This is a genomic window from Pedococcus sp. P2_D7 (genome assembly GCF_056404295.1).
Window position 1 is genome coordinate 340,845 of record NZ_JBFUEH010000005.1, and the last position, 14,888, is coordinate 355,732.

Below are 14,888 nucleotides of genomic sequence, written 5' to 3' on the forward strand. Positions count from 1 at the left end.
CACGAACCCCGACGAGGTCGTCACCGCCCCGCTCACCGAGCGGGACTGGGACGACCTCGTCGCGTTGTTCGGCACGCCGGGGGCCGTGGTGCAGGTGGTTCAGCCGGTGACGAGGCGGATGCCGAGGTCGGCGTATGCCGCGCCGATGGCGTCGGGGGTGCGCTTGATCTCAGGGTCGTACCAGCGGGCGACGTCGACGGCCATCGACATCAGCGCCAAGGTGGTGTCGGGGATGTCGTCGACGGAGAACTCGCCGCTGGCGACACCGGCCGTCACCACGTCGCGCACGACGGCGTCGATCTGCTTGCGCAGGGCGAGGACGGCGTCGCGGTGCTCGGGTGTGAGGTTCGCGAACTCGTACTGGACGATCCGCGCCACGCGGAAGTGCTCGGCGTGCCAGGTGGCGAACTGGCCCATGATCGCTCGCAGCGCCTCGGTGGGGGTCGCCGCCCCCTCCGCCGCGGCGCGGAGCATGTCGCGCGCTGCCACGTGGCCCTCCCGGCTGAGCTGGTAGAGCAGCTCCTCCTTCGAGGCGAAGTGCACGTAGACCCCGGCGGGGGACAGCCCGGCGCGCGAGGCGATGTCGCGGGTGGTCGTCGCGTGGAAGCCCCGGTCGGCGAACGCCTCGGCCGCCGCCTCGAGCAGGCGGTGGGCCGTGGCGGTGCCGGCGTCGTTGGACAACGCAGGCACGGAGCGCGCGGGGCTGGACATGGTTGACAGCATGCCCCAGTCATCGGACACTAAGCAAGCGCTTAGTAACCCAGGTTTGAACCATCACCGAGGATCCCGCGCCACCGAGGATTCAGCGTCACCGTCAAGGAGAGCCATGCCCCGCAATGTCTACGGTCCCGACCACGAGGCCTTCCGCAGCTCGGTCCGAGAGTTCGTCGAGCGCACGCTCAAGCCGCGCGCCGAGCAGATGCTCGAGGTGAAGTCGGTCGACCGTGACATCTGGAAGGAAGCGGGCAAGCAGGGCCTGTTCGGGCTCGACATCCCCGAGGAGTTCGGTGGCGCGGGCGCCGATGACTACCGGTTCAACGCCATCGCCGCCGAGGAGATCGCGGGCTTCAACTTCGCCGTCTCGTCGTGCTTCGGCATCCACTCCGACGTGTGCCCGCCCTACATCGTCGACCTCGGCACCCAGGAGCAGAAGGAGCGCTGGCTGCCCGGCATGGCCAACGGCGACCTCATCTGCGCCATCGCGATGACCGAGCCATCCGGCGGGTCCGACCTCGCCGCGCTCAGGACCACCGCCGTCCGCGACGGTGACGGCTGGGTCCTCAACGGTTCCAAGACGTTCATCACCAACGGCTACCAGGCTGATCTCGTGATCGTCGCCGCCCGCACCGACCCGTCCAAGGGCGCCAAGGGGATCACGTTGTTCATGGTCGAGGCCGGGATGGAGGGCTTCAGCCGCGGCCGCAAGCTCGACAAGGTCGGTCAGGAGGAGGCCGACACGTCCGAGCTGTTCTTCGAGGACGTCTTGGTCCCCGACGCCAACCGGCTCGGCGAGGAGGGCCTGGGCTTCATCTCGATGATGCAGCGCCTCCCGCAGGAGCGGGTCGGGGCGGCGGTCGCCAACACCGCGCACGCCTTCCAGATCTTCCGCGAGACGGTCGCCTACACCAAGGAGCGCAAGGCCTTCGGTCAGGCAGTCGGCTCGTTCCAGCACAACAAGTTCAAGATGGCCGAGCTGCAGACCAAGCTCGAGGTCACCCAGGCCTACGTCGACGACTGCATCGCCGCCCACGCCGAGCAGAAGCTCACCGCGGTCGACGCCGCCAAGGCCAAGTGGTTCTCCGCCCAGGTGCAGAACGACGTGCTCGACGAGTGCGTCCAGCTCTACGGCGGGTACGGCTTCATGAACGAGTACCGCGTGGCTCGCGCCTGGCGCGATGCCCGGGTCTCCAAGATCTGGGCCGGGTCGAACGAAATCATGAAGGAGCTCATCGGCCGAGACCTCGGTCTCTGACGTGGCTGCTCCTGACACCGCTGCTCCTGACACCGCTGCCTCGGCCCCGGCCCGACAGGGAGTCCACGCGGGCAAGGTCGCGATCGTCACCGGCGCCTCCCGGGGCATCGGGCTGGGGATCGCCCAGAAGCTGGTGGCCGAGGGCGCCCGCGTCGTCATCACGGCGCGCAAGCCGGAGGCGCTGGCCGAGGCGGTCGAGCAGCTCGGCGGCGAGTCCACGGCGCTCGGCGTCGCGGGCAACGCCGCCGACGAGGCGCACCAGGACGAGGTGATCCGACTCGCTCACGAGGCCTTCGGCGGCCTCGACCACCTGGTCAACAACACCGGCATCAACCCCGTCTACGGCCCCATCCTCGACGCACCACTCGACGTCGCGCGCAAGATCATGGACGTCAACGTGCTGGCCGCGTTCTCGTGGACCCAGAAGGCGATCGCCGCCGGGCTGGGGGAGGGCGACCGACCCGGCGCCATCGTCAACGTCGCGTCCATCGCCGGACTCGGGGCCACCGGCACGATCGGCTGGTATGCCGTGAGCAAGGCTGCGTTGATCCACCTCACCGTCGAGCTGGCGTACCAGCTCGGGCCGTCGATCCGCGTGAACGCCGTGGCGCCGGCCATCGTCAAGACGCAGTTCGCGCAAGCGTTGTACGAGGGACGCGAGGAGAAGGTCGCGGCGCGCTATCCGATGAAGCGACTCGGCGCTCCTGACGACATCGCCGGGGCCGTGTCGTTCCTCCTCTCTCCCGACGCCAGCTGGGTGACCGGGCAGACCCTCGTGGTCGATGGTGGCGTGACGCTCGGCGGAAATCTCTAGTGTCGCAACGTCATTCGGTCGGGAGCGTCGTCGTGAAGTGGACGGACGCATGAGGGCCTGGCAGGTCACGGCGCTGGGTGAGCCGGCCGATGTGCTGCAGGCCGTCGACGCGCCGTTCCCCGCCGTCGTGCCCGGGCACCTGCGGGTCCGGGTGCTGGCCACCGCGCTGAACTTCCCCGACGTGCTGATGGTGCGGGGCCACTACCAGGTGCGACCCGACCTGCCGTTCACCCCGGGCGTCGAGGTCTGCGGCGAGGTGCTCGAGCTCGGGGAGGGTGTCACGGGCTTCGCGATCGGCGAGCGGGTCGTCGGCACGACCGCGGCGCCCCACGGAGGGCTGGCGCAGGAGTGCCTCATGCCCGCCACCGGGACGTTCGCGGCGCCGGCGTCGCTCCCCGACGCCGAGGCGAGCGCGCTGACGATCGGCTACCAGACGGCATACGTGGGGCTCGTGCGGCGAGCCGCGCTCCGGGCGGGGGAAAGCCTGCTGGTGCACGCGGCGGCGGGCGGAGTCGGCACGGCGGCGGTGCAGGTCGGCAAGGCGCTCGACGCGCGGGTCGTGGCCGTGGTCGGCAGCGGGGCCAAGGCGGAGGTCGCGCGAGCGGCCGGGGCCGATGTGGTCGTCGACCGCTCGGCCGGCGACCTCGTGGCCGCCCTGAAGGAGGCGCTCGGCCGCAACGGCGCCGACGTCGTCTTCGACCCCGTGGGCGGCGCGGCGTACGACGCCTCGACCAAGGTGGTGGCGTTCGAGGGCCGGCTCGTGGTGGTGGGCTTCACCAGCGGCACGATCCCGGCCCCCGCGCTCAACCACGCCCTGGTCAAGAACTACTCGATCCTGGGTCTGCACTGGGGCCTGTACCTCCAGCGCGACCACGCCGTCGCTGCTGCGGCGCACGACCAGCTGGTGTCCTGGGCCGACGCTGGTGTCGTGCGACCGTTCGTGTCGCAGGTGGTGCCGTTCGACGAGGCGCCCGGAGCCCTCGCCCGGCTGGGAGCCGGGGAGAGCACCGGACGCCTGGTCGTGCTCGGCGCCTGACTCAGGCCGCGAGGCCCTGGGCGATCTTCTCCAGGGCGTCGTAGGAGTCGTTCATGCCGGTCTCCATGCCCGACGCGAGCACCATCTCGACCGTCTCCGGCGAGTCGTAGGTGATCACGGCGGTCAGCGTCGTGAACCCGTCCTGCTCGGCGAACGTGGACTCGATGACGGACTCCGGGCTCTGGATGTTGTCGAAGATCTCGGTGTGCACCATCCGGCCGGGCGGGTCGAGCTCGCGGTACTCGCCGGAGAACGACACCTCGTCGCCGGCGGGGGTGGTCTGCGCGAAGTGCCACTTGCCGCCGACGCGGAGGTCGACCTCGCAGGTGGTGACCTCGCCGTGCCCGGCACCCCACCACTGGCGGATGTGCTCGGGCTTGGTCATCGCCTCGTAGACGAGGGCTGCGGGTGCGGCGAAGGTGCGGGTGATGACGACCTCGCAGCCGTCGTGGGTGATGGTGGCGCGCTGGTGGGTGTCGGCTGCGTTGCTCATGACTGCTTCTCCTGGTGCGTGTCGGCGTGACCGGTGGTGGTGGGGCGTGCGGTCCCCTGGATGCGGGGCTGTTGGATGCGGGGCTGTTGGATGCGGGGCTGTTGGATGCGGGGCTGTTGGATGCGGTTGAGGTAGGCGTCGAGGTTGTCGAGGTTGGCCTCCCAGTGGCGGCGGTACTCCTCGAGCCACGACGTCGCGCTCTTCAGTGGGGTGGCGGTGATGCGGCAGTTGCGTCGCTGGCCGTCACGGTCCTTGGCGACCAGCCCGGCCCGCTCGAGCACCGAGAGGTGCTTGGAGATGGCCGGCAGGGTCATGGCGAACGGCTCGGCGAGCTCGCCGACCGTGGCGTCACCGTCGGCGAGGCGCTCGAGGATCGCGCGTCGCGTCGGGTCTGCCAGGGCGGCGAAGGTGGTGCTGAGCTGGTCGTGGTGGTTCATGATCCTTAACCGATCGGTTTATTAACTGATACGGAAACTATCAACCCGGACAAGGCCGCCTGTCAAGGCCCCCGGCTCAGAAGGACCTGGGGACAGCCGTACGCAGCTGCTGGAGGGCTGCGCGAAGAATCGGAGGAACCGGGCACCCCTCAGTCGAGCGGGCCACCGGCCACGTAGATGACCTGGCCCGAGACGAAGCCGGCCTCCTCCGAGCACAGGAAGGAGATGGTGGCCGCGATGTCCTCCGGCTGGCCGACCCGCTGCACCGGGATCTGGGCGGCCGAGTGCTTGATGAAGTCCTCGAACGGCACGCCGATCCGCTCGGCCGTGGATGCCGTCATGTCCGTCTGGATGAAGCCCGGGGCGACCGCGTTGGCGGTGACCCCGAACCGACCCAGCTCGATGGCGAGGGTCTTGGTGAAGCCCTGGAGCCCTGCCTTGGCCGCGGAGTAGTTGGCCTGGCCACGGTTGCCCTGCGCCGAGGACGACGACAGGTTGACGATGCGTCCGTACTTCTCGGCGGACATGTGCGCCTGCACCGCGCGGGTCATGAGGAAGGACCCCCGCAGGTGCACGCCCATGACGGCGTCCCAGTCGTCCTCGGTCATCTTGAAGATGAGGTTGTCGCGGATGATGCCGGCGTTGTTGACGAGGATCGTCGGCGGCCCGAGCTCGTCGGCGACCCGGGCAACGGCCGCCTCGACCTGGTCGGCCTTGCTGACGTCGACACCGACGGCGATGGCCCGACCGCCCGCCGCCTCGATCGCCTCGACGGTGCCGGCGCACGACGCCTCGTCGAGGTCCAGGACCGCGACCGCGTTGCCGTCACGAGCAAGGCGCAGCGCGGTGGCCGCCCCGATGCCGCGGGCTGCTCCGGTGACGACTGCGACGCGCTGGGTGCTCATGGGGACTCCTGCTGCTGGTGGGTGACGCCGGGGATGCGCCGTGGGTCTTCCGGCGAGTGTACTAAGCGCCCGCTTAGTGCGTGGGGCGGACCTGGCGTGTCAAAGGCGAGGAGTCGTGCACAATGGGTTCGCTGGAGGCCGTCGACGTCCTTCTTCACCCGGCCCCGCACCCGTGGGCTGATCTACGACGAAGGCGATGCATGGAAATCTGGCCCGGCAAGTCCTACCCCCTCGGCGCGACCTATGACGGCACGGGGGTCAACTTCGCGCTGTTCTCCGAGGTGGCGCACAAGGTCGAGCTCTGCCTCATCGACGACGAGGGCGCGGAGACGCGCGTCGAGCTGCCCGAGGTCGATGGCTTCGTGTGGCACGCCTTCCTGCCCGGCGTCCAGCCCGGTCAGCGCTACGGCTACCGCGTCCACGGTCCCTACGACCCGGCCAACGGTCACCGCTGCAACCCCCAGAAGCTGCTGCTCGACCCCTACGCCAAGGCGATCGACGGTCAGCCGGACGGCGACCAGTCGCTGTTCTCCTACGACTTCGACTCGCCGAGCGAGGACCCGGCCAGGGCCAACGTCGAGGACAGCCTCGGACACACGATGATGGGCGTGGTCATCAACCCCTTCTTCGACTGGGGCCAGGACCGCCTCCCTCGCCACGAGTACCACAACACGGTCATCTACGAGGCCCACGTCAAGGGCCTCACCCAGACCCACCCCGACATCCCGGAGGACATCCGCGGCACCTACGCCGCGATCGCCCACCCGGTGATCATCGAGCACCTCAAGGGCCTCGGCATCACGGCGATCGAGCTGATGCCGGTGCACCAGTTCGTGAACGACTTCACCCTGCGCGACAAGGGCCTGTCGAACTACTGGGGCTACAACACGATCGGGTTCCTCGCGCCGCACAACGGCTACGCGGCATACGGCACCCGCGGTGAGCAGGTGGCTGAGTTCAAGGGCATGGTCAAGGCGCTCCACGAGGCGGGCATCGAGGTCATCCTCGACGTGGTCTACAACCACACGGCCGAGGGCAACCAGCTCGGCCCCACCATCTGCTTCCGCGGGATCGACAACGCGGCCTACTACCGGCTCGTCGACGACGACAAGGCGCACTACTACGACACCACGGGCACGGGGAACAGCCTGCTCATGCGGCACCCCCACGTGTTGCAGCTGATCATGGACTCGCTGCGCTACTGGGTGACCGAGATGCACGTCGACGGCTTCCGGTTCGACCTCGCGGCGACGCTGGCCCGCCAGTTCCACGAGGTCGACAAGCTGTCGGCGTTCTTCGATCTCGTCCAGCAGGACCCGGTGGTCAGCCAGGTCAAGCTCATCGCGGAGCCCTGGGACGTCGGCGACGGCGGCTACCAGGTCGGCAACTTCCCGCCCCTGTGGACCGAGTGGAACGGCAAGTACCGTGACACGGTCCGTGACTTCTGGCGCGGCGACAGCGCGACCCTCGGTGAGTTCGCCTCGCGCCTCACCGGCTCCAGCGACCTCTACGAGCACAGCGGCCGCAAGCCGATCGCCTCGATCAACTTCGTCACGGCCCATGACGGCTTCACGTTGCGAGACCTGGTGTCCTACAACGAGAAGCACAACGACGCCAACGGTGAGGGCGGCAACGACGGCGAGAGCCACAACCGTTCGTGGAACTGCGGCGTCGAGGGCCCTTCGAAGGACAAGCGGGTCAATGCCCTGCGGCTGCGCCAGCAGCGCAACCTGCTCGCGACGCTCCTGGTCTCGCAGGGGGTCCCGATGATCCTGCACGGTGACGAGCTGGGTCGCACGCAGGGTGGCAACAACAACGGCTACTGCCAGGACAACGAGATCTCGTGGATCGACTGGAACCTCGACCAGGACCAGCTCGACCTCATCGCCTTCACCCAGCGGCTCGTCGAGCTGCGTCGTGACCACCCCGTCTTCCGCCGCCGCCGGTTCTTCGCCGGCTCGGCCGACCACGGTGGCGAGAGCCCGGTCGGCGACATCGCGTGGTTCGAGCCCGGCGGCAACCACATGGACGAGGACTCCTGGGCCAACGGCTACGCGCGCTCGATGATGGTCTTCCTCAACGGGCAGAGCATTCCCGAGCCCGACACGCGCGGTCAGCAGACCCTCGACGACCACTTCCTGGTGATCTTCAACGGCCACCACGACGTGCTGCCCTTCGTCCTGCCGGGCAAGGAGTACGGCGAACGCTGGGTCACCGAGCTGGACACCTTCGCGCAGGAGGTCGAGGCCAAGGAGTACAGGCCCGACGCAAAGGTGAAGGCGCACGGCCGCAGCGTCGTGGTGTTGCGCTGTCCTCGAGTGCTCCCCTCGGGATCGCCCGCCGGAGCGGCGCTCGCCCGCCGATGAGCTCGTCGACGGGCGCGGTGCAGGCCGGTATGCCGCAGGGCGCGGCAGCGCACCGGCCCGCCCCCGGGCGGGTGGTTCCCACCGCGACCTACCGGCTGCAGGTCCAACCGGCCTTCACCTTCGGCGATGCCGCCGAGCAGGCGGACTACCTTGCCGCACTGGGGGTTTCGCACGCCTACCTGTCACCCATCCTGGCTCCGGCACCGGGGTCGACGCACGGGTACGACGTGGTCAGCCACGAGTTCCTCAACGAGGAGGCGGGTGGCGCAGAGGGGTTCGACTTGCTCACCGAAGCCCTCCGGGAGGCGGGGCTCGGGGCGGTCGTCGACGTTGTGCCCAACCACATGACGACCCCGACGCCGGCCTCGCTCAACCACCCCTGGTGGTTCCTGCTGCGCGACGGTCGCGACTCCGACCACGCCCACTGGTTCGACGTCGACTGGGAGGTCGAGGACGGTCGCGTCCTGGTGCCGGTGCTCGGCCAGTCGTTGGAGGCGGTGCTCGCTGCCGACGAGCTCTCGGTGGAGGGCGGGGGTGGACCGCACGGTGACGAGACGGTCCTGCGCTACTACGACCACGTGTTCCCGGTCAGACCTGGGACTGAATCGCTCGACCTCGCCGATCTCGTTGCAGCGCAGCACTATCGGCTCTGCGACTGGCGCGAGGGTGGCAGCCGCCTCAACTACCGTCGGTTCTTCGACGTCACCACCCTGGCCGCCGTCAGGGTCGAGGACCCGGACGTGTTCCACCACACCCACCGGCTCCTCCTGGAGGAGTTCGGGGCGGGCACGATCGACGGGTTCCGGATCGACCACCCCGACGGGCTGGCCGACCCGGGCGGCTACCTCGCAGGGCTCGCCGACGCCACCGGTGACGCCTGGGTGGTGGCCGAGAAGATCCTCGAGGGTCACGAGCAGCTGCCCGACGACTGGCGGTGTGCGGGCACGACGGGCTACGACACCCTCCTGCGGGTGCAGCAGGTGTTCGTCGACCCCGACGGCGAGGCGCCACTGACCGACCTGCTCACCGAGCTCGTGGGGGAGCGACAGGAGCTCGACGCGCTGGTGCTGGCCGCCAAGGAACAGGTCGTCGCGCAGGTCCAGGAGGCCGAGGTCAACCGGCTCATGCGGTTGCTGGCCAGGATCGTGCCCGACGAGGACCAGGCCTCCTTGCGCCGTGGGCTGGGCGCGCTCCTCGTGGCGATGGACCGCTACCGCGCCTACCTCGTGCCCGGCCAGGCCGATGACCACGAGCAGCTGCAGGTGCTGGCCCACGCCGAGGCCCGAGCAGCCGCGCAGGTCGCCGACGCCGACCAGGACGCGGTCGGGATCGTCTCGCTCCTGGCCGCGGGCACTCCACTCGACGAGCTGGACGAGGCGGCGGAGGACGCCCACCGCGAGTTCATGGTGCGGTTCCAGCAGACCTGTGGCCCGGTGATGGCCAAGGGCATCGAGGACACCGCGTTCTACCGCTACGCGCGCCTCACCGGCCTCAACGAGGTCGGTGGCGATCCCGGCCGGCTCGGGCTCGACCCGACCGAGCTGCACGCGTTCGCGAGCCGGCAGCTCGCCACCTGGCCCACCACGATGACGACGCTGTCCACCCACGACACCAAGCGGTCCGAGGACGTCCGTGCCCGGCTCTCGGTCCTCTCCGAGCTACCGGGGGAGTGGGCGGCGTGGGTGGGCGAGACCCGCGACCGTGCGGCCGCCCACCGGGGCGACCGGCTCGACCCGGCCACCGAGTACCTCCTCCTCCAGACGGCCGTCAGCGCCTGGCCGGTCGACACCGACCGCCTGCGGGCCTACGCCACCAAGGCGGTCCGCGAGGCCAAGTTGCACACCACCTGGACCGACCCGGACAGCGCCTACGAGGCCGACGTCGCGACCTTCGTGGAGGCCCTGACCACCGACCCCTCGCTCGTCGAGCAGGTACGTCGGTGGGTGGAGCGAGCCGCCCCGGCCGCCCGCGAGATCCTGCTGGGCCAGAAGCTGCTCCAGCTCGTCCTGCCCGGCGTCCCCGACGTCTACCAGGGCACCGAGCTCGTCGACCTCTCCCTCGTCGACCCCGACAACCGTCGCCCGGTCGACTACTCCGCCCGCAGGCAGCGCCTCGCCCGGCTCGACGGCGGCGCGCCCGCCCGCGACCTCGACGACGAGAAGCTGCTCGTCACCGCCCGCGCCCTCCGGCTGCGCCGTGACCACCCCGAGTGGTTCACCGGTGAGCACGCCACGTATGCCGCCGTCCCCACGTCGAGCGGGCACGCGCTGGCCCTGGGACGTGGCGACGCGAGTGGCACGCAGGTGGTCGCCGTCGCCACCCGGCTCGGCGAGCGGTTGCGCGCGGACGGCGGCTGGGGCGCGGCCCGGATCGACCTCCCCGAGGGCACCTGGGTGGACCTGCTCACCGACCGCCGCGTGACACCCGGGACGGCGGGGTCGGTGCTCCTCACCGAGCTGCTGGAGGCCCTTCCGGTTGCCCTGCTCGCGCGGCATGGCAGCCTAGAGCGCACCTGACGCATCACCGCACCTGAACGCCGTCCGCACACGAGCACCGACCGTAAGTGAACACAGAGCCCCGATGAACACCCCACAGATGACGTCCCTGTCCGCGACGAAGCCGGCCGGCGAGCCGGTCCTTACCGGGCCCGAGCTCACCGTGTGGGCCCCGGCCGCCCAGGACGTGGAGGTCGAGTGGTCCCTCGACGACGGCCCGGCGCGGCGCTCGGCGATGGACCGCAAGGACGACGGCTGGTGGCGGTGGGAGGCCCCTGCCGCGGAGTGGGGCACGGCGGCATACCCCTGTCTGGACTATGCGTTCCGCGTCGACGGCGGTGAGGTCACCCCTGACCCGCGCTCGGCTTGGCAGCCCCACGGCGTGCACGGCGAGAGCCGCTGGTTCGACGCGAGCCGGCACACCTGGCGCGACGCGACCTGGGCCGGACCGCAGCACGGTGCGGGGGTCCTCGGTGCCGTGGTCTACGAGCTGCACGTCGGGACCTTCACGCCGGAGGGCACCCTCGACGCAGCCCAGCGCCGGCTGCAGCACCTGGTCGACCTCGGGGTCGACGTGGTCGAGCTGATGCCGGTGGCCTCGTGGCCGGGTCGGTGGAACTGGGGCTACGACGGCGTCGGGCCGTGGGCGGTCGACGACGAGTACGACGGCCCTGCGGCGCTCCAGCGCTTCGTCGACGCGTGCCACGGCCTCGGCCTCGGGGTCTGCCTCGACGTGGTCTACAACCACCTCGGCCCGGTCGGCAACTACCTGTCGCGGTTCGGTCCCTACTTCACCGACGCCCACCCCACGCCGTGGGGCAACGGGTTCAACCTCGACGGCCCGGGCAGCCTGCACGTGCGGCGGTGGATCATCGACAACGCGTTGCGGTGGTTCGCCGACTTCCACGTGGACGCCCTGCGCCTCGACGCCGTGCACGAGCTCAAGGACGACTCCGACCAGCACGTGCTGGCCCAGCTGGCCGACGAGGTGGCGTCGCTGAGCGCGCGCCTGGGTCGGCCCCTCGACCTCATCGCGGAGAGCGACGTCAACGACCCCCGCACTGTCACGCCGACGGCCGACGGTGGGCTCGGCATGGACGCCCAGTGGGACGACGACATCCACCATGCCCTCCACGTCACGCTGACCGGCGAGACGCAGGGCTACTACGGCGACTTCGCCGGCCACTGCCGGGCCATGCCGGACGGCGGACCGCTCGCGGTGCTGGCCAAGACGCTCACGAGGGCGTTCCTCCACGACGGCCGCTGGTCGAGCTTCCGGGACGCCGAGTGGGGTGCCCCGGTCGACCGCCGGAAGGTCGACGGACGGCGGTTCCTCGCCTACCTGCAGACCCACGACCAGGTCGGCAACCGGGCCGTCGGCGACCGCATCTCCGCAGTCGTGACACCGGGTCGCCAGGCTATGGGGGCGGCCCTCTACCTCACTGGTCCGTTCACGCCGATGGTGTTCATGGGGGAGGAGTGGGCGGCCTCGACGCCGTTCCAGTTCTTCACGGACTTCGACGAGCCGGAGATGCAGCGCGCCGTCACCGAGGGGCGACGTCGCGAGTTCGAGGCCCACGGCTGGGCCGCCGAGGACGTGCCGGACCCGCAGGACGAGCAGACCTACCGTCGCTCGCAGCTCGACTGGGCCGAGCTGCACGAGGGCGAGCACGCGCGGATGTTCGCGTGGTACCGAGCGTTGATCGCGTTGCGGCGGGGCGAGTTCGACCTGGGCAACGGCAGCCTCGAGTCGGTGGCGGTCGACTTCGACGAGGGCGACGGCTGGTTGGTCGTCCGCCGTGGCGCCTACCGGGTGGTCGTCAACCTTGCCGAGTCGCGCTGGACGGTGCCCCTCGATGCGGAGCCCGAGAGCGTGGTGCTCGCCTGGGAGCCGACGCAGACCCGGCTGCGCGGCCATGGCGTGCACCTGCCGCCGTTCACGGCGGCCGTGGTGCGGATGGGTCAGTCGACGGCGAGGTCGTAGGTCACCAGGTCGGTCTCCACGGCGAGCCGGTCGTAGGTCGACCGGGCCCGGGTGTTCGACGCTCGCGTGATCCAGCGGACCGTGGTCCACCCGCGCTCCCGGGCGCGTCGCTGCACCCCGGAGAGGAGCGCGTCGACGGCTCCGGTGCCACGGTGCTCCGGTGCCACGAACAGGTCGTCGAGGAAGCAGGACACCGATCCGTGGAGCGGCCGGACGAATGGCCGGATGTGGGCGATACCAACGGGATCCGAGCCCGGACGCGCGCGGACCACGAGGCACTCGAGCTCGTGGGCCGGGTCCGTCAGCCAGCCCCAGACGATGGCGCTGACCTCGTCGGGGCGGGAGGACTCGTAGAAGTCGAGGTAGCCGCGGTGCAGTCGTGCCCAGGCCTCGTGGTCGTCGGCGCGCAGGTCGTCGACCACCCACTGGCCCGGGTCACGCGGCGCCGCGTCGGGCACGCTCACGCGTCCTTGACGCGGACCATGCCCTCCTGGGCGACGGTCGCGACGAGGGTGCCGTCGGCGGCGAACATGCGACCGATCCCCAGGCCGCGCCCGCCCGAGGCCGAGGGCGACTCCTGGGTGTAGAGGATCCACTCGTCGGCGTGGACCGGCCGGTGGAACCACATCGCGTGGTCGAGGCTCGCCGGTCGCAGCCGCCGGTCGGTCCAGGTCAGCCCGTGCTTGCGGATCACCGGCTCGAGGAGGGTGTAGTCGGAGGCATAGGCCAGCACGGCTGCGTGGATCAGCGGGTCGTCGGGCAGCCGCCCCAGCGCCCTCATCCAGACGCTCTGGTGGGCGGTGAGCTCGGGGCCGGGTGCCACGAAGAGGTTGTTCTCGACGTGCCGGTGCTCGATCGGGCGCTTGACCAGGTGTCGGGCCCCCGGGTGGTCGATCCCGCCGAACTCCTCGGCGAGCGAGCGGAGCTCGTCGGGGCCGGGTACGACGGGCATCGGGTCCTGGTGGTCGAGACCACCGGAGGCCTCCTGGAACGACGTGATCATCGACAGGATCGGCAGGCCGTCCTGGATGGCGTGCACCCGCCGCGTCGAGAACGAGTTGCCGTCGCGCATCCGTTCGACGGCGAACCGGATGGGCTGGGTGTCGTCACCGGGACGCATGAAGTAGCCGTGCAGGGAGTGGATGTGTCGGGGTCCGTCGCCGTCGTCGACGTCCTGCATCGTCCGGCCGGCGGCGATCACGCACTGTGCGAGGACCTGGCCGCCGAAGACGCGCCCGTGGGGCATCTTCTGGCTGCGCCCCAGGAAGACCGTCGCCCCTGACTCGCCGAAGTCGGCGCGGTCGCCGACGCCCTCGACGGTGATCCTGGCCGTGCCGAGCTCCTCGAGGTCGAGGGTGTCGAGCAGGTCGGTCAGAGGGTCGAAGCCTGCGTCGGGGCCGGCGTCGACGCCGGCGGCGGAGTCAGGGGTGCTCTCGTCGCTCACGCCTCGACCCTAGCGGGAGCGGTGACGCGCTCACGCAGCAGTTCGACGGCCCTCCGGGCGGCCGGGTGGTGCTCGACGGACGCCTTCACGGCGACGTAGACGTGGCGCACCGGCGTGGGTGCCACGAGGGGGATCGCGACGACCCCGTCGGGCAGCCGGGTGGCCCCCAGCCCGGGCAGGACCGTGACCCCGACGCCGGCCGCGACGAAGGAGATCGCGGTGGGGTAGTCGTGGGTCTCGATGCGGAAGTCGGGGCTGAAACCCGCCTCGGCGCAGGCATCGAGGATGACCTGGCGACAGAAGCCACGGTTGAAGTCGTTGTCCACCCACTGCTCGCTCGCCAGGTCTGCGAGCGGGACGCTCGCCAGCCGGGCCAGCGGGTGGTCGGTCGGCACCACCACGGCATAGGGGTCGTCGAGCAGGTGGTGCACCCGGGACTGCGCGCGACCGGGGCGCAGGTGCTCGTCGGCACCTCCGACGAAGATCTCGAGGTCGGGGTCGGGGTGCTCGTCGCCGAGCAGCTCGATGAGCCGCAGGTCGAGGCGCAGCTCGGGGAACTCCTGCATCAGCCCGGCGACGACCGGCGGGATCCAGGCCGCTCCGGCGGAGGCGAAGTAGCTGATCGACAGCCGCCCCACGCGACCGGCGCGCAGGTCACCGACCACCCCCTCGACACCGCTGAGCGACTCCAGGACCCGGCCGGCCTCGTCGGCCAGGGTGCGCCCCGCGGCCGTCGGCTGGATGCCACGGCCCTTGCGCTCGATGAGGAGCAGGCCGGTCTCGCGCTGCAGGGTGGCGAGGTGCTGGCTCACGGCGGACGGCGTGTAGCCGAGGGTGGTGGCCGCCGCACCGACCGACCCGGTGGCGACGACGGTGCGCAGGACACGGAGCCGGTGCACGTCGAGCATACTCACGACCATACAGTCAGGCTTAACGAAAGTG

Annotated in this window: 13 protein-coding genes; 6 read left to right on the forward strand and 7 right to left on the reverse strand. The window is 70.5% G+C overall.

What is annotated here, in order from left to right; translation table 11 throughout:
* Window positions 1-99: 99 nt before the first annotated feature.
* Entirely contained in the window at window positions 100-711 is a 612-nt protein-coding gene (locus AC1DWJ_RS14040) for a TetR/AcrR family transcriptional regulator (protein ID WP_457255623.1), read from the reverse strand.
* 115 nt (window positions 712-826) lie between these two features.
* Here AC1DWJ_RS14040 and AC1DWJ_RS14045 point away from each other — a divergent pair, with 115 nt between their 5' ends.
* Genes AC1DWJ_RS14045 through AC1DWJ_RS14055 form a run of 3 tightly spaced genes read left to right on the forward strand, consistent with a single transcriptional unit; the run spans window position 827 to window position 3,822 of the window.
* Window positions 827-1,972, forward strand: a complete 1,146-nt coding sequence (locus AC1DWJ_RS14045) for an acyl-CoA dehydrogenase family protein (RefSeq protein ID WP_457255624.1) — start codon at window positions 827-829, stop codon at window positions 1,970-1,972.
* Window position 1,973: 1 nt separating this feature from the next.
* On the forward strand, window positions 1,974-2,786 hold the full coding sequence (locus AC1DWJ_RS14050) for an SDR family oxidoreductase (protein WP_457255625.1): 813 nt from the start codon (window positions 1,974-1,976) through the stop codon (window positions 2,784-2,786).
* Between the two features lie 49 nt (window positions 2,787-2,835).
* Window positions 2,836-3,822 carry an NADPH:quinone oxidoreductase family protein gene (locus tag AC1DWJ_RS14055; protein WP_477621106.1) on the forward strand — a complete coding sequence of 329 codons (987 nt, stop codon included), beginning with the start codon at window positions 2,836-2,838 and terminating at the stop codon, window positions 3,820-3,822.
* A gap of 1 nt (window position 3,823) precedes the next feature.
* Here the strand turns inward: AC1DWJ_RS14055 and AC1DWJ_RS14060 are convergent, their stop codons facing one another.
* The 3 genes from AC1DWJ_RS14060 to fabG form a co-directional block, all read right to left on the reverse strand.
* On the reverse strand, window positions 3,824-4,315 hold the full coding sequence (locus AC1DWJ_RS14060) for an SRPBCC family protein (RefSeq protein ID WP_457255627.1): 492 nt from the start codon (window positions 4,313-4,315) through the stop codon (window positions 3,824-3,826).
* Complete coding sequence (locus AC1DWJ_RS14065; protein ID WP_457255628.1) at window positions 4,312-4,752, reverse strand: ArsR/SmtB family transcription factor; 441 nt, start codon at window positions 4,750-4,752, stop codon at window positions 4,312-4,314. The genes AC1DWJ_RS14060 and AC1DWJ_RS14065 overlap by 4 nt, the downstream gene beginning before the upstream one ends.
* Before the next feature lie 149 nt (window positions 4,753-4,901).
* Window positions 4,902-5,657: a 3-oxoacyl-ACP reductase FabG gene (gene fabG / locus AC1DWJ_RS14070; protein WP_457255629.1), complete on the reverse strand. Its 756-nt coding sequence runs from the start codon at window positions 5,655-5,657 to the stop codon at window positions 4,902-4,904.
* Window positions 5,658-5,857: 200 nt separating this feature from the next.
* On the opposite strand from fabG, the gene glgX reads away from it, so the two are divergent.
* The 3 genes from glgX to treZ all read left to right on the forward strand — a co-directional run bounded on the left by glgX (window position 5,858) and on the right by treZ (window position 12,502).
* The gene (glgX, locus tag AC1DWJ_RS14075) at window positions 5,858-8,023 is read left to right on the forward strand and encodes a glycogen debranching protein GlgX (RefSeq protein WP_457255630.1); all 2,166 of its coding nucleotides are present in this window, start codon (window positions 5,858-5,860) and stop codon (window positions 8,021-8,023) included.
* Window positions 8,020-10,539 carry a malto-oligosyltrehalose synthase gene (treY, locus tag AC1DWJ_RS14080; protein WP_457255631.1) on the forward strand — a complete coding sequence of 840 codons (2,520 nt, stop codon included), beginning with the start codon at window positions 8,020-8,022 and terminating at the stop codon, window positions 10,537-10,539. The genes glgX and treY overlap by 4 nt, the downstream gene beginning before the upstream one ends.
* 64 nt (window positions 10,540-10,603) lie before the next feature.
* Window positions 10,604-12,502, forward strand: coding sequence for a malto-oligosyltrehalose trehalohydrolase (treZ, locus tag AC1DWJ_RS14085; RefSeq protein ID WP_457255632.1), 1,899 nt, complete (start codon window positions 10,604-10,606; stop codon window positions 12,500-12,502).
* Here treZ and AC1DWJ_RS14090 read toward each other — a convergent pair.
* Genes AC1DWJ_RS14090 through AC1DWJ_RS14100 form a run of 3 tightly spaced genes read right to left on the reverse strand, consistent with a single transcriptional unit; the run spans window position 12,481 to window position 14,854 of the window.
* Window positions 12,481-12,966 (reverse strand): GNAT family N-acetyltransferase, encoded by a 486-nt coding sequence (locus AC1DWJ_RS14090; RefSeq protein ID WP_457255633.1) that lies wholly within the window; start codon window positions 12,964-12,966, stop codon window positions 12,481-12,483. The two genes, treZ and AC1DWJ_RS14090, sit on opposite strands and share 22 nt — an antisense overlap.
* The gene (locus tag AC1DWJ_RS14095; RefSeq protein WP_477621107.1) at window positions 12,963-13,946 is read right to left on the reverse strand and encodes an acyl-CoA thioesterase; all 984 of its coding nucleotides are present in this window, start codon (window positions 13,944-13,946) and stop codon (window positions 12,963-12,965) included. The genes AC1DWJ_RS14090 and AC1DWJ_RS14095 overlap by 4 nt, the downstream gene beginning before the upstream one ends.
* Complete coding sequence (locus tag AC1DWJ_RS14100; protein WP_457255873.1) at window positions 13,943-14,854, reverse strand: LysR family transcriptional regulator; 912 nt, start codon at window positions 14,852-14,854, stop codon at window positions 13,943-13,945. Before AC1DWJ_RS14100 ends, AC1DWJ_RS14095 begins: the two co-directional genes overlap by 4 nt.
* Between the last annotated feature and the right edge of the window lie 34 nt (window positions 14,855-14,888).